We start from the raw sequence: 20,767 nt of genomic DNA on the forward strand, positions 1-20,767 counted from the left end.
GCATGAGCAATCCCCCCTCCGGCCGGGGCGGTCCCGTCTCCGACGCCCAGCGACGCATCCGGCGCAACCCCTGGCTGTTCACCGCACCCCTGGTGCTGCTGTGCCTGCTCGTCGCCGTCCTCGCCTGGGAGATCGTCCGCGGCAACCTTTCCGAGGCGACCCGTGCCCACTGGCCCTGGCGGCTCCAGCTGATGCCCGAGGAACCGCTGGCCAGCCTGCTGGCCGTGGCGGCCGGCGCCGTACTGGCCCGCGCCCAGTACGCCCGTACGGTACGGCCCGCGCTCGGGTGGCGCTCCGACTACGTGCCGGGGGAACTGCCGGGCGGGGCCAAGGCCTGGAGCACGGGCGTCTTCAACGGCGGCCAGCACAACACCGTGTTGCACCGCGTGGACTACTTCGTGGTGCTGGAGGGCGACGCACCCGCCGGGCCGGTCCCCGAGGGGGCGTGGATGAGTCTGGCCCGGGCCGGTGAGCTGCTCGGCGAGGCCGGGCTGAGGCCCGCGAGCGACTTCCGCCTCGCCAGCTTCGGGGCGGGCTTTCCGCTGGTGGCGACCGGTACGTACGAGACCATAACGGTGGGGGTGTTCTCGAAGCGGTTCATTGACGAGGTGCGGGCGTTCCACCTGCGGATCCAGGTGGTGGACAGCGTCGGGGACACGCACGAGCGGATCATCGACTGCCTCAAGGGGGCCCGGGAGCCGGTCGTCGCGCCCGTGGAGTGGCCCGGGGTCCGTCCGCGGCCCGTGCCCGTGCCCCGGGCCGCACCGCGCGCCGAATGATCCGCCCCATCCGCCGCACGCCCGGGTCAGCGGACGACGTCGAAGACGTTCTTCTGCAGGCCGTTGGCGTAGGCCTCGTGCTCGACGAGCTGCAGCTTCTGCGCGTCCTTGTCCGTCGTGCTGAAGAGGCGCTTGCCGGCGCCCAGCAGGAGCGGGAAGACGAGCAGGTGGTAGCGGTCGATGAGCCCGGCGTCGGAGAGGGCCCGGTTCAGCGAGGCGCTGCCGTGGACGATGATCGGGCCGCCCTCGGTCTCCTTGAGCGCGGCGACCTCGTCGAGCGAGCGCAGGATGGTGGTCTCGCCCCAGTTCGACACCAGGTCGTCCTCGGTGAGGGTGGTGGAGACGACGTACTTGGGCATCACCTTGTAGTCGGCGAAGTCCGCCATGTCCGGCCATACCGGGCTGAACGCCTCGTAGCTGGTCCGGCCCAGCAGCATCGCCGTGGCCTCCTTCTGCTCCCGCCCCTTGATCTCGAACGCCTCGGGCAGGAATTCCGTGTGCTTGAAGGTCCAGCCGGAGTTGCGGTATCCGGGCTCGCCACCCGGGGCCTCGGCGACGCCGTCGAGCGAGATGAACGCGGTGCTGATCAGGGTGCGCATGGGAAGGTCCCTCGGTCTCTCGTGTCCGGGTGCAGCGGTTTCGGCCGGGCGTGACCCGTCCGCTCCCGCGGTCGGGGTCGCGCCCACCATGATCTATGACCGTTGATCACGCTGAAATTCATCGGTCCTCGTCGATCGGGACGAAGACCTTGCCCGCGGGGCCGGTCGAGTGCCTCGGACAGGGCGTGCTGCGCCGCGAAGAATGGCCGGTCCGGGGCGAGCACCACCGCACTGTGCCCGCTGCGTCGCGCCGGCCAGTGGAAGTGCCCGGCCGGTTGGGATCTGGGAGCGTCAGGAGGTCGTGGCGGCGCGGTCGGACTCGCTGCGCAGGACGCAGAATTCGTTGCCCTCGGGATCGGCGAGGACGACCCAGCCGGAGCCGTCGGGATTGCGGTGATCGGCGACGAAGGCGGCACCGAGGGCAAGGAGCCGGTCCACCTCCCGGTCGCGCGAGGTCTCGGGGCGCAGGCACAGGTGGATCCGGTTCTTGACGGTCTTGGGCTCGGGCACCTGGTTGAAGTACAGCGCCGGTCCCTCGGCCAACCGCACCTGTGTCTCACGGGAGTCCGGCCCGGCCTCCGGGTCCACCGGACGGCCGGTCACGGCGCTCCAGAACCGGGCCAGCCCGTAGGCGTCCGCACAGTCGACCGCCACGTTCTGGATCATCGAAACCATGCGCGCGAGTCTCTCCGATCCGCGCGGCGCACGCCACCCGTCCGGCCCCTCGCCCGCCGGCACGCGCCCTGAGGGTTGTCCCGGGTACACCCGGCGGGCACGCGACGCCGACGGCCAGGCGGCGCAGGGAGCGGTGGAGGCCGGACTTACCGGTCCCGTCGGCTCCGGTCGCTACGGTGAGCCGGCGCAGGGAGTGGTGGTTCTCGACCGCCAGGGTGGTGATCGCGGCTCCCGCCACCGGGGTGGTCATGGCCCGGCCGGGCCCCGGGCCGCGGCAGCGTCGTCCGGGAGCCCGGCGCCCACCGCCGCCCCCGGGCGGCCCCGGCGGAAGACCGCGCAGGCCACGGTGACGGCGGAGCCGAGCACCGCCCAGGCGGCCAGCACCAGCATCGGCCCGGCCGCGGCGTTGCCCTTGAAGTACGCGATCGAGCGCGCGGCGTACGTGCCCGCGCCCGGCGGCAGGGCCGGGCCGAGGGCCCGCCAGAACGGCGGCAGCAGCGGATACGGGTAGGCTCCGCCCGCGCTCGGGTTGCCGAGCACCACCACCAGCAGGATCGCCAGGCCGATGCCGACCACGCCCGCCAGCCCCTGGAAGGCCAGGGTGATCGCCCCGACCGCGAAGACGACGAGGGTGCCCAGCCCCCACAGGGGCATGATGTCGCCGGGCAGCGCGTCCAGGACCGGGCCCGCGATGACCGTGCCGAGCAGCCCGGCGGCGATCGCGTACAGCAGCAGCGTGCCGAGCCGGATGAAGGCGCGGTGGGGGTTGGCGGGCCGGGCGCCGGCGCTGATCGCGAGGATCGCGGCGCACAGGTAGCCGCCGACGCACCAGCCGATGACGAGGTAGAAGGCGCTCAGGCCGCGTGCGTCGCCCGCGGCGGCCGGGGCCACGTCGACGACGCGGACGCTGCGGCCCCGGGCCTTCTCGACCCGGCCGACGACCAGTTCGAGGGCCTGTGAGAGCGAGGCGCCCGCGCCGCTCGCGACCAGCAGCCGGTCGGTCGTCCCGGCCGGGTCGATGACCAGCGCCCCGTCCGCCTCCCGGTTCTCGACCTCCGCCTTCGCGGCGGCCTCGTCCTGCACCGCGTGCGGGTCGAGCGGTTTGCCCGGCAGATCGGCGAGCTGCCGGGCGGACTGCTCCGCGACCTGCCGGACGGGGGCGGCCACGGCGAGGGGGATCTCGCTGGGCTGGGGCCGGTGGAAGGCCCCGATGTACGAGGTGATGAAGGCGAGCTGGAGGGCCAGTACCCCCACGAGCAGCAGGGCGGCCCGAACGGTCACGGCGTCCTTGACCTCGGCGAGGAACCCGGCAGGCGGGGACGGGGACGTGGGCGGGGACGGGGACGTGGGCTGGGTCATGCCTCACACGCTCGGCGTACGGGGGGCGGGACGCAGCAGGGGCGGGCCGAACGGATGACGGTCGGGCGGCACGCGGGCGGCCTGCGCGCGGCGCGTGGATGGCCCCGGGGCGGCTCCAGGTGCCCGCTCGGCAATCGAACGAATGTTTCGCACGGATATTCGAATTGCTCTATGGTGGAGACGGGGGAGGTGTTCCATCGATCGAAGCAGGAGGCCGCGGGTGCCCGGTTTTACGCATCTGCACACCGTTTCGGGGTTCTCCGTGCGCTACGGAGGCTCACACCCCGAACGGCTGGCGGAGCGTGCCGCCGAGCGGGGCATGGACGCCCTCGCCCTGACCGACCGCGACACCCTCGCGGGTGCGGTGCGGTTCGCGAAGGCCTGCGCGAAGGCCGGGATCCGGCCGCTGTTCGGGGTCGACCTGGCCGTGCCCCACGCCGCGGAGGCGACCGGCGGTGCCGCGGCAGCGGGCTCCCGCGCGGGCGCCCAGGAGGCCTCCCAGCGGCGACGGACCCCGGTGCGCGGCGGCGCCTTCCTCGACGAGTCCGCCCCGCGGGCCGTCTTCCTGGCCCGGGACGGCGCCGCCGGCTGGGCCGAGCTGTGCCGCATGGTCACCGCGGCCCACGCGGCCGACGACGGGGTCGCCGCCGGGGACCCCGAGGGCTCCGAGGGCCCCCAGGGCCCGGGCGGCTCCGGTGCACAGCCCGCACCCGGACGGGCACCCGTGTCCGCTGCCGTCCGCGGCTCCGGTGCACAGCCCGCGCTGACCTGGAACGCCCTGCGCGGCGAATCCGTGTACGTCCTGCTCGGGCCCGGATCCGAAGTGGGGCGGGCGCTGGCCGCCGGGCGGCCGGACCGGGCCGTGCGGCTGCTCGCACCCTGGCGGGAGGTCTACGGGGACTCCCTGCGTCTGGAGGCCGTCGACCACGGCCGCACCGGCACCGGCCCCGGCTCGCTGCGCCTGGCCGCCCGTACCGTCGGCTTCGCCGCCGAGCAGGGCGTCCGGGCCGTGCTCACCAACGCCGTCCGGTACGCCGATGCCGGCCAGGGCCCGGTCGCCGACGTCCTCGACTCGGCCCGCCGCCTCGTCCCCGTCGACCCCCGGGGCCCCCTCGACAGCGGCGAACGCTGGCTCAAGGCCCCCGCCGCCATGGCCGGGGCCGCCGACCGCATCGCCCGGGCCGCGGGCCTCGGCCCCGCCGACGCGCGCCGGCTGCTCGCGGAGACCCGGCGCACCGCCGAGGCCTGCGCGGTGGACCCCGAGGACGACCTCGGCATGGGCTCCGTGCACTTCCCCGAGGCCCACCTCGTCGGCGCGGCCCACCGCACCGCCCAGCGGGTCCTGGCCTCCCGGGCCTCCGCCGGCATGGTGCTGCGCGGGTACGCCGACGACCCTGCGTACTGGGAGCGGATGCACCACGAGCTGGACATCATCGCCTACCACGGATACGCCTCGTACTTCCTGACGGTCGCCCAGGTCGTGGACGACGTACGCGCGATGGGCATCCGGGTGGCCGCCCGCGGCTCCGGCGCCGGCTCCCTCGTCAACCACCTCCTCGGCATCGCCCACGCGGACCCCGTCGAGCAGGGCCTGCTGATGGAGCGCTTCCTGTCCAAGCGCCGCCACGTCCTGCCCGACATCGACATCGACGTGGAGTCCGCCCGCCGGCTGGAGGTCTACCGGCGGATCATGGACCGCTTCGGCACCGAGCGGGTCGCCACCGTCTCCATGCCCGAGACCTACCGGGTCCGGCACGCCGTCCGCGACGTCGGCGCCGCCCTGTCCATGGACCCGGCCACCGTCGACCGGCTCGCCAAGGCCTTCCCGCACATCCGGGCCCGCGACGCCCGCGCCGCCCTGGCCGAACTCCCCGAGCTGCGCGACGTACGGGGGGAGGAGCACGGGCGGCTGTGGGAGCTCGTCGAGGCGCTGGACGCGCTGCCGCGCGGGACCGCCATGCACCCGTGCGGGGTGCTGCTCTCCGACGCCTCGCTGCTCGCCCGCACCCCCGTGGTGCCCACCAGCGGCGAGGGCTTCCCGATGTCCCAGTTCGACAAGGACGACGTGGAGGAGCTCGGGCTGCTCAAACTCGACGTGCTGGGCGTGCGGATGCAGTCCGCGATGGCGCACGCCGTCGCGGAGATCCGGCGCGGTACGGGGGAGGAGCTCGACCTGGACGACCCGGCGCAGGTGCCGCCGGGCGACGGGCCGACGTACGAGCTGATCCGCTCGGCCGAGACGCTGGGCTGCTTCCAGATCGAGTCGCCGGGCCAGCGCGACCTGGTGGGCCGGCTCCAGCCGTCGACCTTCCACGACCTGGTCGTCGACATCTCGCTGTTCCGGCCCGGCCCGGTCGCCGCCGACATGGTGCGGCCGTTCATCGAGGCGCGGCACGGGCGGGCCCCGGTCCGCTACCCGCACGAGGACCTGGCGGACGCGCTGCGCGAGACGTACGGGGTGGTGGTCTTCCACGAGCAGATCATCGAGATCGTGCACGTCATGACCGGCTGCGGACGCGACGAGGCGGACCGGGTGCGGCGCGGGCTCTCCGACCCCGATTCGCAGGCGCGGATCAAGGTGTGGTTCGCTGCGAAGGCCGGTGAACGGGGCTACTCGCCCGAGGTGATCGGCCGGACCTGGGAGATCGTCGAGGCGTTCGGCTCGTACGGCTTCTGCAAGGCGCACGCGGTGGCCTTCGCCGTGCCGACGTACCAGTCGGCCTGGCTCAAGGCCCACCATCCGGCCGCGTTCTACGCCGGGCTGCTCACGCACGACCCGGGGATGTACCCGAAGCGGCTGCTGCTGGCGGATGCGCGACGCCGGGGCGTGCCGGTGCTGCCGCTGGACGTGAACCGCTCGGCCGTGGCCCACCGCATCGAACTGGTGTCCGAGGTGGAGGTTCCTCCGGTATGGGGGCTCCGGCTGGCCCTGGCCGACGTCCACGGCATCAGCGAGGCGGAGGCCCGCCGGATCGAGGACGGACAACCGTACGTGTCGCTGCGCGACTTCTGGGACCGGGCACACCCCGGGCGGCCGGTCGCACAGCGGCTCGCCCAGGTCGGGGCGCTGGACGCCTTCGGCGCCAACCGGCGCGACCTGCTGCTGCACGTGGCCGAACTGCACGGTGCCCACAGGTCGGCGGGGGCCCGCCCGGGCAGTGTCCAGCTCCCGCTGGACGGCGGCCGGGCGACGGCCCCGGCCGGCCTGCCCGACCTGAACGAGGCGGAGCGGCTCAGCGCGGAGCTGGGCGTGCTCGGCATGGACACCTCGCGGCACCTGATGGGGGACCACCACGCCTTCCTCGCGGAGCTGGGGGCGGTCCCGGCCCGCAGGCTGCGCGAGATCGAGCACGGCCGGACGGTACTGGTCGCGGGAGCCAAGGCGGCCACCCAGACCCCGCCGATCCGCTCCGGGAGGCGTGTCATCTTCACCACCCTGGACGACGGGACGGGCCTGGTCGACCTGGCCTTCTTCGACGACAGCCACGAGGCGTGCGCGCACACCGTCTTCCACTCGTTCCTGCTGCTGGTGCGGGGTGTCGTCCAGCGGCGCGGACCGCAGAGCCTGAGCGTGGTCGGCGAGGCCGCCTGGGACCTGGCGGAGCTGGTGGAACTGCGGGCCGCGGGCGGCCTGGACGCGGTCGCGGCCCGCCTGGCGGAGCCGCTGCCCGGCGCGGGGGAACCCTCTGACACCACCGGCTCCGGGCGCCGCATCCACCTGCCCACCGGGTACGAGATGAACCCGTGGGCCGACCTCCAGCCGGCCGGCGACCGCGCCGCGACCGGCCGCAAGCTGTGGCACTCCAGCCCGGGGAGCGCGGGATGACCCCGGCCAACGGCGTCCTGCACGTACGGTGCGCCGCGGCCCTGACCGAGGAGGGCTACCGCGAAGTGCTGGAACTGCTGCGGGAGTTCTCCCCGACGGTACAGGCCCTGCCGCCCCGGGCGGCGCTGGTGCACGTACGCGGCGCCCGGCGGTACTTCGGCGCGGACGCCTGCCGGATCGCCGAGCTGGTGCGGCTGCGCGCACTCGCCCGGCTCGGCACCGACGTGCGGATCGGCGTCGCCGGGACCTGGGCGGTGGCGGCGACGGCCTCCGCCCGGGTGGCCGGGCCCGGCGGTGTCCTGGCCGTGCCCGAGGGTGCGGCGGACGCCTTCCTCGGGCCGCTGCCGGTGGAGGCCCTGCACGGCATCGGCCCCAAACAGGCGGAGGCGCTGCGCGGGTACGGGCTGCACACGGTCGGCGCGGTCGCGGCCGTCTCCCCGGGCACCGTCGAACGGATCCTGGGGCAGCGGGCGGGCCGGCTGGCGGCGGAGCGCGCCCGCGGTATCGACCCGCGCCCCGTCACCCCGAAGGACCTGCCCGCGTCGGCCGCCGTCCGCAGCGGCTTCACCCGGCACGAACTCGACGGCCCGCACGCCCGGGCCGTGCTCCTCGGCCTGGTGGTCCGCCTCGGCGCGGTGCTGCGCGGCCGCCGCCAGGCAGCCCGGTCCCTGTCGCTGACGCTGCAGTTCGCCGGGGGCACCCGCTGGGAGCGGGCCCGGCGGCTCCCGGAGGCGTCCGGGCACGACGAGGACCTGCGGGCCGCGGCCTACCGCCTGCTGGACGCGGCCGGGCTGCAACGGGCCAGGCTGACCGGCATGGTGCTGCGCGCCGAGGACCTCACGGGTGCCGAGCGGGCGGCCCGGCAGATCTCCCTGGACCCGGTCCGCGAAGCCCGCCTGACGGTGGAGGCGGCCATCGACAGGGCGAACGCCCGCTTCGGCCCGGGCACGGTCCGCCCGGCCGCCACCTTCCACAGGGCGGCCTGAGCGGGAGCGGGGCTAGGGAGCGTGCGTACCAGGCCCCGCCGGTCAGACGGGACTTTGACGACACGACCTAGCCCGACGGCAGGGTCCGGCGGTCCGGCGGGCCGCCCAGCAGGAGCCGGGCCATCTCGGTGCGCAGTCCGGAGGTCTGGGCCTGGATCAGGTGGAACTGCGCCTCGCGGGCGAGGCGCCCGGCGGTGTTCCCGTACGACACGGCCCGGCCGCCCGTCGCGGCGACGCACGCGGTGGCCGCCCGTACGCCGAGTTCGAGGACGGCGGCCCGCAGCGCCAGCCGGTCCCCGACCCGCTCCTGCGGCGGGAGTTCGTCGCGCAGTGCGTAGGCCTCGGCGCGCAGCCGGGCGGCGTCCTGTGCGACCCGCAGGCCGAGCTCCTCGTACGCGGCGCCGGCGGCGGGGGCCGACCGCAGCAGGAAATCGGCCGCGGCGCGCACGTGCCCGAACACGGCGGGGTGGGCGTTCGCGTTCTCCAGGTCGTAGGCACGGGCCCATTCCGTCCGGGGCTGTACGCAGACCACCGCGTCCGGCGCCACGAGCACGTCGCGGACCTCCACCGCCACCGTGTGGGTGCCGTTCATCGCCCACAGCGGCGCAGATCCGGCCGCGACCAGCCCAGGATCCCCGTCGGGCCCGCAGTCCACCGCGGCGAACAGCACCCGGTCGTCCGGTGCCAGGGCGCCGAGGTACACCACGTCGGAGAGGCCCCAGCCGGTCATCCACGGCACCCGGCCGCGCAGCCGCCATCCGCCGGCGACCGGCTCCGCGGTGACGGGCGGCCGGGCGTGCCGCAGGAATGCGAAACCGGCCGTGCCGCGCCTGGTCCCCGAGGCGAGGTCGGCGGACCACCGCTCGCGCAGTGCGTCGGCCTCCGGGCCGGTGGCCCCCTGAAGCCCCTTCACCAGGCCGAAGTGCTGCGTGTGGACGAACCAGGTGGAGGGGTCCGCCGCGGACAGCAACTCGTGCACCTCGCGGACCACTTGACGAGTGGTCAGTCCGCTTCCGGGAGCGGTGGCGTGGCCGAGCGCCCCGTACGCGCCGCAGCGGGCGAGGGCGTCGAGGTGTCTACGGGGCACGCCCTCCTGGGCGGTCTCCTCCGCGACGGGCCCGAGCACACCCACGGCGAGAGCGGTGACCGCGGCAACGAGCGGGTCGGCGGCCAGGTCGGGCGGAGTGGCCAAGGCCGTTCCCGCCCCCGGAGCCCACTGCATCCGATCACTCACCTCAGGAAGAAGGGGACTCCATTGTCGCGGGGGTGCGCGGGAGCGGGCGCCGACACGCATTTTTTACTGACGCGTAACTTCCCAGTTTTGCTACCCGCCCGTAATTTGGCGGGAACGCAGCCCCCTTGTGATCCGGATCACGGGACGAACCCCCACGTATTTCCCTGACCCGCAAGGAGATCACCCGATGCTGCCTTGGCGACGCCTGCTCCGCCCGCTGGCCGTCCTCACCCTCACCGCTGCCGCCCTCGTCGCCCCCACCGGCGCCGCGCAGGCCGCGTCCGCGCCCAGCAGCGGCTGGAACGACTGGTCGTGCAAGCCCTCCGCCGCCCATCCCCGCCCCGTCGTGCTCGTCCACGGCACCTTCGGGAACTCGGTGGACAACTGGCTCGGCTTCGCGCCGTACCTCGTCCACCGCGGGTACTGCGTCTACTCCCTCGACTACGGGCAACTGCCCGGCGTACCCCTCTTCAACGGGCTCGGCCCCATCGACGCGTCGGCCGGACAGCTGAGCGTGTTCGTCGACAAGGTGCTGGCCTCCACCGGAGCCGCCAAGACGGACATCGTCGGCCACTCGCAGGGCGGCATGATGCCGAACTACTACCTCAAGTTCCTCGGCGGCGCTCCCAAGGTCAACGCCCTGATCGGGCTCGCCCCCGACAACCACGGCACCACCCTGGACGGGCTCACCCAGCTGCTCCCGTACTTCCCCGGGGCCGAGGACCTGATCAGCTCCGCGACCCCGGGACTGGCCGACCAGATCGCCGGATCGGCGTTCGTGACCAAACTGAACGCGGGCGGGGACACCGTGCCCGGGGTGCGGTACACGGTCATCGCGACCAAGTACGACGAGGTCGTCACGCCCTACCGGAGCGCGTTCCTCCAGGGCGCCGGCTCCCACGTGCGCAACGTCGTGCTCCAGGACCTGTGTCCGCTGGACCTCTCCGAGCACGTCGCCATCGGACTCACCGACCGGATCGCCTGGCACGAGGCGCTCAACTCCCTCGACCCGGCGCACGCCACCCCGACCACCTGCGCATCGGTCTTCCAATGACGCCGACGCGCAGGCGGTACTCCTACGACACGACCTAGAGGCCGCGGCCCGGCGTCGTCGCACGGCGTCGGGCCACGCCGAACAGCACGGCCGCCCCGAGGGCCAGTACGCCCGCCCCGGCGATCGCGATCAGCGGGGTGGCGGCGCTGCCGCCCGTCGCGGCGAGGCCGGTGCCCGCCGGGGAGTCCGACGGCACCGGCGCGAGAGCGGTGCTGCCGTTCGTCTTCGGGTCGTTGTCGCCGTGGCCGTGGTGCTCCACGCTGGACCTGCTCTCCCCGTCCGCGATCTGCTGGTCCGTCGGGGCCTTGGGCGCCGAGGGCCGGGCGCTCGGCTTGGCGCTCGGCCTCGTGCTCGGCTTCGTGCTCGGGGCGGTCCCGGTCCCGGCGGTCGCACCGGTGCCCGCATTGCCGCCGTCGTTCTCGCCGAACACCACGTCCGAGCAGGTGTAGAAGGCCTCCGGGCTGTCCGAGCGCTGCCAGATGCTGTAGATCAGGTGCCGCCCGGACTTCTCCGGCACACTGCCGGAGAAGACGTAGTCCCCGTTCCGCATGGCCGGGTCGGTGACCTTTGCGAAGGGCGCCGGCTCCAGGTCCGACCACTTCAGCGGCTTGGAGGGGTCGTAGCCGTCCTTCGTGACGTACAGCTCGAAGGAGCCCTTGTGCGGGGCGGTCCCCTTGTACCGGAAGGTGTGCTCGCCCGCGGTCATCGGGCTCGCCGGCCAGTCGGCGCGGGCCAGGTCCAGGCCCCGGTACTTGTCGTTGCCGGCGGAACAGAGCTGGCCGTTCGGGATCAACGACCGGTGGTTGCCGGCCGCGTTGGCGATGTTCACCGCGTTCCAGTCGTAGAACGCCTGCGTGCCGCTCGCCGCCACCGCCGCCTTGCAGGCCGCCGACTTCGGCGACTCCGGCCCCTCCGCGTAGCAGGCCGCCACCCGGCTGACCGGATCCGTCATCGAGCCGTGGGCGGCCGCCGGTGCGGCGGCGTACGCGGCCACCGCGAGCGGGGCGAGGGCGGCTGTGGCGATACGGGTCACGGTACGGCGGCGTGCGGGCATGGACGGATCTCCTTCGGAGCGGCGACGGGGGCACCGCGGTCGTCGGTGCGCCGGGACCGGGCCGGGCGGCGCCGCCCCCCGTGGGTTCGACGCCGCCCCGTGCCCTCCTCGGCTCCGCCAAGCTAGCCCCACACGCCCCGCCCCCCACCCCTTTCCAGGCCCTCACGAAGATCCTTAGGCTCCGCTTAAGGCGGGCATAGGAAGGGGCTCAGGTGGCGGGTTCCGGACGCCCGGACGAGATCGCCCCGGGCGGGCCCGGGGAGCGTGCGCGATGGGGGAGAATCCCCGGGTGACCTCGACGAACCTGAAGATCCGGATCGACGGCGCGGCCGGAGCGCCCGCCCCCTACGAGCAGCTGCGCGCCCAGATCGCCGAGGCCGCGCGGGCGGGTGACCTGCCGGTCGGGTACAAGCTGCCGACGGTGCGCGGGCTCGCGGAGGAGCTGGGGCTGGCGGCGAACACGGTCGCGAAGGCCTACCGGGCCCTGGAGGGCGACGGGGTCGTCGAGACGCGGGGACGGAACGGGACCTTCATCGCCGCCGCCGGCGAGGGGGCCGCCCGGGAGGCGGCCTCCGCCGCGCAGGCCTACGCGGAACGCGCGAAGCGGCTGGGCCTGAGCTTCGACGAGGCCACGGCGGCCGCCCTGGACGCCCTGCGCGCCCGCTACGGCAACTAGTGCTGTGACCGGAGGGGTTCACCGCCTCGCGACGCCCGGCACGGCACCTCGCTGCGTTGTCGGACCGCGCGAGTACGGCGAGTACGAGCTGCGGCCCTCCGCCTTGCGATGCACCGCACCGGACGCCGTGAACCGGCAAACCTTTCCGGCCACAGCACTGGGCGGTACCTGCTGGGAAAGCCGGAACAGCCCTTAGCCCCGCCGCAGTCGCGCCCGGAGGTGGTGGGTGAGGGGCTGTCCCATCGCCGCCATGTCCTGGTCGACCGTCAGTTCCCCCTCGTCGAGGGCGTACCGGCGCCGCATGGCGGTGACCTCCTTGGCCTTCGGGGTGCAGGCCACGGTGTCGGTGGCCATGTCGACGTCCGTCCCCGACACCCGGCCGACGTACGTCTCCACGATGCCGGTCGGGTGTGCGAGGACCACTTCCACCGAGGCGTCGGGCAGGATGCGCCACCAGCCGGATTCCCGCCCCGAGGGGCGCAGGGCCGTGCCGGACCCGTCGACCAGCCAGGCGCGTGACTCGTAGCGCAGGAACGGCCTGCCGTCGTGGCTGAAGGTGATCTCCTGCTCGTACCGGAAGCCCTGCTCCAGCGTCGGGTACTCGCCCGCGCCGCTGCCGTGCCAGCGGCCCAGCAGGTGCAGGACCGGCTTCAGCTGCGGGTGCGGCTCCGGGCCCTCGCCGAGGGCCTGGCTGTCGGGGTACGGGTTCTCCTGCGCCGGTCCGGGCACGTGCACGCTCCTGTTCGGTGTCCCCCGGGACTCCGCCCGGGCCGGGCCCATTGTCGTCGGCGCCGGGTCCCGGCCCGCGCTCGCCCCGCCCACGGCCCCCGCCCGCCGGCTACAGGTACAGGCCCGCCTCCGAGTCGTGCCCGCCCTGCGGCGGCAGCAGGGACGCCGGGCCCGCGCCCCGCCGCAGCGCGAACAGTTCGGCCAGCGTCGCCCCCTCGCGCGAGATCCCCTCGTCCGTGCCCAGCCAGTCCACCGCCTCGCCGTGCGTCAGCCGGCCTACCTCGATGCGGGCCAGACAGCGGCCCGGCCGGACCACCGCCGGGTGGAGCCGTTCCAGGTCCTCGTTCGTGGTCACCCCGACCAGCACGTTGCGGCCCTGCCCCAGCAGCCCGTCCGTCAGGTTCAGCAGCCGCGACAGCGCCTGGCCGGCCGTGTGCCGGGCCTCGCCGCGGATCAGCTCGTCGCAGTCCTCCAGCAGGAGCAGCCGCCAGCGTCCCTTCGCCGTGCCCTCGTCCTCGCCGATCGCGATGTCCATCAGGTAGCCCACGTCGTTGAACAGCCGCTCCGGGTCCAGGACGCAGTCCACCTGGCACCAGTCCCGCCACGAGCGGGCCAGCGTCCGCAGCGCGGAGGTCTTCCCGGTGCCCGGCGGACCGTGCAGCAGGAGCAGCCGTCCCGCGATGTCGTCCGGGGTCACCTTCATCAGCCGGTCCATCGCCGAGGCCACCGGGGCCGTGTAGTTCGGCCGCACCTCGGCCCAGGTCCCGGCGGCGATCTGGCGGGTCGTCCGGTACGGGCCGCGGCGCGGGGAGACGTACCAGAACCCCATCGTGACGCTCGAAGGCTGCGGTTCGGGCTCGTCCTGCGCCCCGTCCGTGGCCTTGCCGAGCACGCCGGCGGCGAGTTCGTCGCTGACCGCCGTCACCGTGACGTCCGCACCGCGGCTCCAGCGGGAGACGAGCATCGTCCAGCCCTGGCCCTCCGCGAGGGTGGCGCTGCGGTCGGAGTCGCGAGCCGAGCGCAGCACGGTGGCCTCGGGCGGCAGCAGCGTCGCCTCCGCCTTCACCCGTTCGATCGTCACGCTGTGCGAGTACGGCTGCTCGCCGGAGGCGAACCGGCCGAGGAACAGCGCGTCCACGACATCCGACGGTGAATCGCTGTCGTCGACGTTGAGCCGGATCGGCAGCGCGTCCTGCGGGTTGGCTGGCATGGCGCCCATGATCCGGCACGAAGTGGCCGCGTGCACCCGTGTTTCGCCGGATCGGTGCCCGGGCTCCCTCTTCAAACGTGCCGGTGGTGAAGATTCGGCTCGCAACTCCGCGCCGAAAATTCTTGGCATGAACACTTCCGGCCACGCCCGGCTCCCAGTACCACGGACTCAGGAGTAACCCCCGAGTAATCCCCGAGTAATCCCCGAGTAACCCCCGTGTACCTCCCCCCACAAGGAGCCGCACACATGAGCACGAAGACGTCGCGCCTCGCCGCCCTGGCCTCCTCCCTGTTACTCGCCGCGGGCGCCGCCCTGTGCGGCGCCGGACAAGCGGCCGCCGCCACGGCCGACTTCGGCTACGTCGCCCTCGGCGACTCGTACTCCTCCGGCGTGGGCGCCGGCAACTACGACAGCGGGAGCGGCAACTGCAAGCGCACCTCCCGCGCCTACCCGGCCCTGTGGGCCACCGCCCACTCCCCGCAGACCTTCTCCTTCACCGCCTGCTCCGGCGCCCGTACGGGTGACGTCCTCTCCGGCCAGCTCGGCCCGCTGAACTCCGGCACCGATCTGGTCAGCATCACCATCGGCGGCAACGACGCCGGATTCTCCGACGTCATGACGACCTGTGTGCTCCAGTCCGAGTCCACGTGCGTCAACCGCGTCAACCAGGCCAAGGCGTACGTCGACTCCACCCTCCCCGGCCAGCTCGACCAGGTCTACGACGCGATCCACGGCCGGGCACCCGGCGCTCACGTCGTCGTCCTCGGCTATCCCCGCTTCTACAAGCTGAGCGGAAACTGCGTCACCGGCCTCACCGAGGGCGAGCGCTCCGCCATCAACGGTGCGGCCGACTACCTGAACGCCGCCATCGCCAAACGCGCGGCCGACCACGGATTCACCTTCGCCTCCGTGGCCGGTGCCTTCACCGGCCACGAGATCTGCTCCGGCGACGCATGGCTGCACAGCGTCAACTGGCTCAACATCACCGAGTCGTACCACCCCACCGCCGCCGGACAGTCCGGCGGCTACCTGCCCGCCTTCACCAACGCCGCCTGATCCCGGCCCCGGTCAGGAGTCCGCGGAGGCCGGCCCCGCGGTCGCGGACTCCGTGGCCTGCGGCCCCGCGGCCTCCTGACCGGTGGCGGCCGCCGGGGTCGCCGGCCCCGGCGGCACCGGGGCCGGCGAACCGCTCGGCCCGGGGGAGGGGGAGGCCCCTTCCGTCGGGGTCCCTCCCTCCTCACCTGCCTCGCACGTCACGGAGAAATCCACCCAGTCCGAGACCGCGGGCGTGGCCCCCCGCACCTCCAGCCGGATCGCGTCGTCGAAGGTCGCGTTCGGGTAGTACGTGAGCTCGGTGTGGTCCAGCTCCCGGCTCCGGGGGCCGTCCACCGGGAACGTGACGGACTGCCAGTCGGGGCCGGACGTGACCCCGCTGCGCGTCGCCCAGCGGTACTCCAGCACGGCGGGCGTACGGTCCGCCTCGACGGTCGCCGTGAACGCCGGGGCCTGCGCGGCGTCCGGCGGGCACGTCCCCCGGTAGTCCGCCCGTACGGCGCGCACCGACACGGCGAAGCGCGGCGGGGGCGCGGCCGACGGCGAAGCGGACGGAGACGGGGACGGCGAGGGCGAGGGCGACGCGGGCGGCGACGGCGATCCGGACGGCCCCGCGGACGTCCCGGCCGCCGTGGTGACCGGCCCCGTCGGGCCGGTGCCCCCGCTCCCGCCCCTGTCACCACGGTCCTTGAGCAGCAGCCACCCCAACACGACCAGCGCCAGCAGCAGTACGGCGATCCCGGCGGTCAGCACCAGCGCGGCCCGCCCGGAGCGCGGCGGCGCCCCACCGCCCGGCGCACCCGCAGGGCCGGGACCCGGCGCCGGAGCGGCCATCGGCACCGGCATCGGAGGGGTCGCCCCCTCGCCCCGGTCGCGCCCGTACGGAGCGCCCTGCCCGTCCTGCGCTTCGCGACGGGGGTGCGCCGTGGCCGTGGGGGAATCCGGCCCCGACACCGCGCCGCCGGAGCCCCGCAGGAGCCCGCCCGCCCCGACGATCCGCAGCATCCGGGCCGCCTCCGCCGCGGGCAGCCGCTCCGCCGGGTCCTTGCGCAGCAGCCCCTCCAGCACCGGCGTCAGCGGGCCCGCCCGGTGCGGCGGCGGCAGCTCCTCGTCCACCACCGCCCGCAGCGTGGACAGCGGGGTGTCCTGCCGGAACGGCGAGACCCCCTCGACGGCCGTGTACAGCATCACCCCGAGCGACCACAGGTCCGACTCGGGCCCCGGCTCGCGCCCCAGGGCCCGCTCCGGCGCGAGGAACTCGGGAGAGCCCACCACCTCGCCCGTCATCGTGATCGCCGACGAACCCTCCAGGCTGGCGATCCCGAAGTCGCTCAGCACCATCCGGCCGTCGTTGGCGATCAGCACGTTGGACGGCTTGACGTCCCGGTGCAGCACCCCGGCCTCGTGCGCGGCGCGCAGCGCGGCCAGCACCTGCTCCCCGAGGTGTGCGGCCCGCTGCGGGGTGAGCGGCCCCTCGGCCTCCAGCACGTCGGCCAGCGACAGCCCGCGCACCAGCTCCATCACGATCCACGGCCGGCCGTCCTCGGTCACCACGTCGTAGACCGTGACGACCCCGCGGTGCGAGACCCGCGCCGCCGCCCAGGCCTCCCGTTCGAGCCGCCGGTACATCCGCCCGATCTCGGCACCGTCCAGCCCCGTGGGGGGCCGTACCTCCTTGACGGCCACCTCGCGGCCCAGCACCTCGTCGCGGGCCCGCCACACGATGCCCATTCCGCCCCGGCCCAGCACGTCGATCAGCCGGTACCGCCCGGAGATGACACGGTCCGCGGCGGATTCCCCGCCCGCTCCGCCGATTACGTCACTCACGCGAGCCCCCTGGTGTGTCCGTGTGTCGGCGGGCGATCACTCCAAGTTAGCGCAGCACCGGCGATGTGGCCCCGGTCCGCACAGGACCCGCGCGGCGGCCACCGAAAGACCCCCGTCCCTTGCGGAGAGTAACGGTCGACTCCACTGAGTAACCGTCAACTCCCCGTCCCCATAGGGGTAATTCACACCACCGGGATACCCGAGCACGACGCTGGGGCGATAGGGTTACCCTGCCCGGGCCGGGTGCCCTCGTACGGGTGGGGAGAGAACATGGAACAGATAGCAATGCGCAGCAGGCCGCCCCGCGTGCCTGCCATCACCTGCGGCAGCAGTGCGACCAGCTCGCGCCTCGACCGCCACCTCGCCGTGCTGGGCGGACCCGCCGTCCCCCACCGCGAGACCGCCGAGGCGACGCTGCTGATGCGCGAACTCACCTCTCGCGACCACACGCACCGCCTGCGGAGCCGGAGCGCGCGCGTCTCGCTCTTCGCACCGCTGCGCCGTCTACGTCGCACGCTCTTCGGCAGCCGCCGCTCGTAACAACCGTTCCCGACTCCACAAGGTTTCGCCCCCGGCCCTACGCAACCACACCATCCCGGCGCAGTGTCGTGATCTGCGCGTCCGTCATCCCCAGGGCGCGCAGCAGGGCCTCGGTGTGCTCGCCGAGCGCGGGCACCGCACCCATGTGCGGTGCCGCGCCCCCCGGCAGTCCGATGGGCGGCAGCAGCGCCCGCAGCGGACCGGCCGGTGATCCCACCTCCCGCCAGCGGTCCCGCGCCGCCAGCTGCGGATGCTGCGCCAGCCGGGCCACCGAGTTCAGCCGCGCACACGCGATCCCCGCCGCCTCCAGCCGTACGATCGCCTCGTCCGCGTCCAGCCGGGCCAGCGCCTCGGCGACCACCGCGTCCGTCCTCTCCCGGCCCCGGGTGCGCGCCGCATTCGTCGCGTACGCCGGATCCTGCGCCAACTCCGGCCGCCCTAGGACCTGTTCGGCGAGCCGCCGCCACTCGCGGTCGTTCTGCACCGACAGCAGCACCCGGTCCCCGTCCGCCGTCGGATAGGCGTCGTACGGGGCGATGACGGCGTGCGCGAGGCCGGTGCGCACCGGCTGTTCCCCGCCGTGCATCGTGTGGTGCAGCGGATGGCCCATCCACTCGGCCAGCGCATCGAGCATCGAGACCTCCACCCGGCCCCCGCGCCCGGTGGTCCCGCGGCGCAGCAGGGCCGCGAGGACCCCGGAGAAGGCGTACATGGCGGCTGCGATGTCCGCGGCCGGGATGCCCGCCTTGACGGGCTGTTCCGGGGTGCCGGTCACCGAGACCAGCCCCGCCTCGCACTGGACGAGCATGTCGTAGGCGCGCTTGTGGGCGTACGGGCCCTCGGCCCCGTACCCGGAGATGTCGACGGCGACCAGGCGCGGGTACCGCCCGCACAGCGACGCCGAGTCGAGGCCGAGGCGGGCGGCGGCCCCCTGGGCGAGGTTCTGGACGAACACGTCGGCGTCGTCGAGCAGTGCGTGCAGTACCTCCAGGCCGCGCGGGTCCTTCAGATCGAGCGCGATCGACTCCTTGCCGCGGTTGGCCCACACGAAATGCGAGGCCAGTCCGTGTGCGGCGGTGTCGTAGGCGCGCGCGAAGTCGCCGCCGTCGGGCCGCTCGACCTTGATCACCCGGGCTCCGAGGTCGGCGAGCTGGCGGGTGGCGAAGGGGGCCGAGACGGCCTGTTCGACGGCGACGACGGTGACCCCGTCGAGCGGCGGGGGATCGAGGGGGTGTGCGGGCGCGGGCGAATCGGCTGTCATGACAGCCTGCCTATCCGCTGGGACCCCCGCCTGTCACCACACCGGGCGCCGACATCCCCTGCTTTGCGCGGTTCGTCTGCCTGTGGCGCCGGTCTCAGTCCCGGCCGCGCGCGAACCGGCGCGCGGCCGGCGGCGCGCTGAGCGCCAGCAGGAGCAGTGACCAGGCCACGGCCCCCGCGACCGGGTGCGCCGCCGGCCAGGCCGCGCCCGCAGCCGCCTCACCCCCGGCGTTGCCGCACAGCGTGCGCACCGCCGTGGCGACCGCGCTGATCGGGTTCCATTCCGCGACCGTGCGCAGCCACCCCGGCAGTCCGGCGGTCGGCAGGTACGCGCTGGACAGCATCGGCAGGACGAACGTGGCGCTGCCGAGCTGGCCCGCCGCCTCCTCGCTCCGGCTCAGCAGGCCGAGGTACGTGCCCACCCACGCGGTGGCGAACCGGAACAGCAGCAGCACGCCGAACGCGCCCAGCGCGCCCGGGAGTCCGTTGTCGACCCGCCAGCCCATCGCGAGCCCCACCAGCATCACCGGAACCATGGAGACCGCCGTGGTCAGCAGATCCGCGGCGGTCTGCCCCAGCGGAACGGCCGCGCGGCTCATCGGCAGTGTCCGGAACCGGTCCGTCACCCCACGGTGGACGTCCTGCGCGGCCGTGAACATCCCGGTCATCAGGCCGTTCGCGGCGGTCGCCGCGAGCAGTCCGGGGACCAGGAACTCGCGGTACTCGGAGCCCGGCATGGCGAGCGCGCTGCCGAAGACGTACCCGAAGAAGAGCAGCATCGTGATCGGCATGGTCTGGGTGAGGACCAGCAGCGCGGGCGCGTGCCGGGTCTTCTGTAGCTGGCGGGTGAGGACGGCGCCGCCGTCCGACAGCAGGGTGCTCATGGCGCGTGCTCCTTCTCCGCCGGGGCGGTGGGGATCAGGGGACTGCCGGCGAGGGGGGTGCCGGCGACGGGGGTCCGGGTGAGGCGCAGGAACACCTCGTCGAGGGTGGGCGGGCGCAGGCTCGCGTCGGTGACCGGGACCCCCGCCCGGTCGAGCTCGCGGATGATCAGAGGCAGGGTGAGTCCCTGGGCCGGGACCGTCACCCCGACGGTCAGGCGCTGCCGGTCGAGTACGGGCCGGCCGCCGGTCAGCCGGTCGAGCACCACGGCCGCGCCGTCGAGCGCTGCGGCCCCGGCGACGGTCACCTCGGCGTACGCGCCGATCCGGGCCTTGAGCCCGTCCGGGGTGCCGGTCGCGACGGCGCGGCCGCGGTCGACGACCACGACGTCGTCGGCGAGGCGGTCGGCCTCCTCCAGGTACTGGGTGGTGAGCAGGACGGTCGTGCCCTCCTCGGCGAGCGCCCGTACGGCCGTCCAGATGTGCTCGCGGGCCGCCGGATCGAGGCCGGTGGTGGGCTCGTCGAGGAACAGCACCCGTGGCCGGGTGATCAGCCCGGCGGCCAGGTCGAGCCGCCTGCGCATCCCGCCGGACCACGTGGCGGCCACCCGGTCGGCGGCCTCGGCCAGGCCGAAGCGCTCCAGCAGTTCGTCGGCGCGGGCCCGCCCGGCCGGTCCGCGCAGTCCGGCGAGGCGGGCGAAGAGCCGCAGGTTCTCGCGGCCCGTCAGGTCCCCGTCGACGGAGGCGTACTGGCCGGTGACGCCGATGGCGCGGCGGACGAGGGCCGGATCGCGCGTGACGTCGTGGCCGGCGACGAGGGCGCGGCCGCCCGTGGGCCGGGTGAGCGTCGTCAGGATCCGCACCGCGGTGGTCTTTCCGGCGCCGTTGGGGCCGAGGAGGCCGCAGACCGAGCCGTCCGGCACGGCCAGATCGAGGCCGCGCAGGGCGTGCACCTTGCCGAAACGCTTCTCCAAGCCTTCACTCAGTACAGCGTACGTAGTTGTCATGGGTGGGACCCTACCCCA

At 74.3% G+C, this 20,767-nt stretch carries 18 protein-coding genes; 7 read left to right on the forward strand and 11 right to left on the reverse strand.

What is annotated here, in order from left to right; translation table 11 throughout:
• The first annotated feature begins 2 nt into the window (after positions 1 to 2).
• Positions 3 to 779, forward strand: coding sequence for a hypothetical protein (locus tag ACIPK4_RS24330; protein ID WP_402315877.1), 777 nt, complete (start codon positions 3 to 5; stop codon positions 777 to 779).
• A 26-nt stretch (positions 780 to 805) separates the two neighbouring features.
• Here the strand turns inward: ACIPK4_RS24330 and ACIPK4_RS24335 are convergent, their stop codons facing one another.
• From ACIPK4_RS24335 to ACIPK4_RS24345, 3 genes are all read right to left on the reverse strand, one after another.
• Positions 806 to 1,378, reverse strand: coding sequence for a dihydrofolate reductase family protein (locus ACIPK4_RS24335; RefSeq protein WP_402315879.1), 573 nt, complete (start codon positions 1,376 to 1,378; stop codon positions 806 to 808).
• Between the two features lie 291 nt (positions 1,379 to 1,669).
• Positions 1,670 to 2,053 (reverse strand): VOC family protein, encoded by a 384-nt coding sequence (locus ACIPK4_RS24340; protein ID WP_402315881.1) that lies wholly within the window; start codon positions 2,051 to 2,053, stop codon positions 1,670 to 1,672.
• Positions 2,054 to 2,299: 246 nt separating this feature from the next.
• A complete protein-coding gene (locus tag ACIPK4_RS24345) occupies positions 2,300 to 3,412 on the reverse strand; it encodes a DUF3533 domain-containing protein (RefSeq protein ID WP_402315883.1) in 1,113 nt (370 codons plus the stop codon).
• Positions 3,413 to 3,632: 220 nt separating this feature from the next.
• Between ACIPK4_RS24345 and ACIPK4_RS24350 the strand changes: the two genes are divergently transcribed.
• Both ACIPK4_RS24350 and ACIPK4_RS24355 read left to right on the forward strand, forming a co-directional pair.
• On the forward strand, positions 3,633 to 7,238 hold the full coding sequence (locus ACIPK4_RS24350) for a DNA polymerase III subunit alpha (RefSeq protein ID WP_402315885.1): 3,606 nt from the start codon (positions 3,633 to 3,635) through the stop codon (positions 7,236 to 7,238).
• Positions 7,235 to 8,224 carry a hypothetical protein gene (locus ACIPK4_RS24355; RefSeq protein ID WP_402315887.1) on the forward strand — a complete coding sequence of 330 codons (990 nt, stop codon included), beginning with the start codon at positions 7,235 to 7,237 and terminating at the stop codon, positions 8,222 to 8,224. The genes ACIPK4_RS24350 and ACIPK4_RS24355 overlap by 4 nt, the downstream gene beginning before the upstream one ends.
• Before the next feature lie 67 nt (positions 8,225 to 8,291).
• Here ACIPK4_RS24355 and ACIPK4_RS24360 read toward each other — a convergent pair whose 3' ends face one another.
• A complete protein-coding gene (locus tag ACIPK4_RS24360) occupies positions 8,292 to 9,416 on the reverse strand; it encodes an acyl-CoA dehydrogenase (RefSeq protein WP_402315889.1) in 1,125 nt (374 codons plus the stop codon).
• Between the two features lie 229 nt (positions 9,417 to 9,645).
• Here ACIPK4_RS24360 and ACIPK4_RS24365 point away from each other — a divergent pair, with 229 nt between their 5' ends.
• A complete protein-coding gene (locus ACIPK4_RS24365) occupies positions 9,646 to 10,512 on the forward strand; it encodes an esterase/lipase family protein (RefSeq protein WP_402315891.1) in 867 nt (288 codons plus the stop codon).
• A gap of 34 nt (positions 10,513 to 10,546) precedes the next feature.
• Here the strand turns inward: ACIPK4_RS24365 and ACIPK4_RS24370 are convergent, their stop codons facing one another.
• Positions 10,547 to 11,566, reverse strand: a complete 1,020-nt coding sequence (locus ACIPK4_RS24370; RefSeq protein WP_402315893.1) for a lytic polysaccharide monooxygenase — start codon at positions 11,564 to 11,566, stop codon at positions 10,547 to 10,549.
• 289 nt (positions 11,567 to 11,855) lie between these two features.
• Here ACIPK4_RS24370 and ACIPK4_RS24375 point away from each other — a divergent pair, with 289 nt between their 5' ends.
• A complete protein-coding gene (locus tag ACIPK4_RS24375; RefSeq protein ID WP_402315895.1) occupies positions 11,856 to 12,242 on the forward strand; it encodes a GntR family transcriptional regulator in 387 nt (128 codons plus the stop codon).
• Positions 12,243 to 12,434: 192 nt separating this feature from the next.
• On the opposite strand, the gene ACIPK4_RS24380 is transcribed toward ACIPK4_RS24375, so the two are convergent.
• On the reverse strand, positions 12,435 to 12,971 hold the full coding sequence (locus ACIPK4_RS24380) for an FABP family protein (protein ID WP_402315897.1): 537 nt from the start codon (positions 12,969 to 12,971) through the stop codon (positions 12,435 to 12,437).
• 109 nt (positions 12,972 to 13,080) lie between these two features.
• Positions 13,081 to 14,181: a DUF5925 domain-containing protein gene (locus ACIPK4_RS24385; protein ID WP_402315898.1), complete on the reverse strand. Its 1,101-nt coding sequence runs from the start codon at positions 14,179 to 14,181 to the stop codon at positions 13,081 to 13,083.
• A gap of 246 nt (positions 14,182 to 14,427) precedes the next feature.
• Here ACIPK4_RS24385 and ACIPK4_RS24390 point away from each other — a divergent pair, with 246 nt between their 5' ends.
• A complete protein-coding gene (locus ACIPK4_RS24390) occupies positions 14,428 to 15,237 on the forward strand; it encodes an SGNH/GDSL hydrolase family protein (RefSeq protein WP_402315899.1) in 810 nt (269 codons plus the stop codon).
• Between the two features lie 12 nt (positions 15,238 to 15,249).
• Here ACIPK4_RS24390 and ACIPK4_RS24395 read toward each other — a convergent pair whose 3' ends face one another.
• Positions 15,250 to 16,965, reverse strand: coding sequence for a serine/threonine-protein kinase (locus tag ACIPK4_RS24395; protein WP_402316272.1), 1,716 nt, complete (start codon positions 16,963 to 16,965; stop codon positions 15,250 to 15,252).
• Positions 16,966 to 17,331: 366 nt separating this feature from the next.
• Here ACIPK4_RS24395 and ACIPK4_RS24400 point away from each other — a divergent pair, with 366 nt between their 5' ends.
• Positions 17,332 to 17,601 (forward strand): hypothetical protein, encoded by a 270-nt coding sequence (locus tag ACIPK4_RS24400; RefSeq protein WP_076046471.1) that lies wholly within the window; start codon positions 17,332 to 17,334, stop codon positions 17,599 to 17,601.
• Between the two features lie 37 nt (positions 17,602 to 17,638).
• On the opposite strand, the gene ACIPK4_RS24405 is transcribed toward ACIPK4_RS24400, so the two are convergent.
• The 3 genes from ACIPK4_RS24405 to ACIPK4_RS24415 all read right to left on the reverse strand — a co-directional run bounded on the left by ACIPK4_RS24405 (position 17,639) and on the right by ACIPK4_RS24415 (position 20,749).
• Complete coding sequence (locus ACIPK4_RS24405; RefSeq protein ID WP_402315901.1) at positions 17,639 to 18,862, reverse strand: CaiB/BaiF CoA transferase family protein; 1,224 nt, start codon at positions 18,860 to 18,862, stop codon at positions 17,639 to 17,641.
• Between the two features lie 94 nt (positions 18,863 to 18,956).
• Positions 18,957 to 19,745, reverse strand: a complete 789-nt coding sequence (locus tag ACIPK4_RS24410; RefSeq protein WP_402315903.1) for an ABC transporter permease — start codon at positions 19,743 to 19,745, stop codon at positions 18,957 to 18,959.
• Positions 19,742 to 20,749, reverse strand: coding sequence for an ATP-binding cassette domain-containing protein (locus ACIPK4_RS24415; protein ID WP_402315905.1), 1,008 nt, complete (start codon positions 20,747 to 20,749; stop codon positions 19,742 to 19,744). Before ACIPK4_RS24415 ends, ACIPK4_RS24410 begins: the two co-directional genes overlap by 4 nt.
• Positions 20,750 to 20,767 lie beyond the last annotated feature (18 nt).

Origin of the sequence: Streptomyces sp. NPDC086989, assembly GCF_044745505.1 — a bacterium.
In the GTDB taxonomy this organism is placed as follows: domain Bacteria; phylum Actinomycetota; class Actinomycetes; order Streptomycetales; family Streptomycetaceae; genus Streptomyces.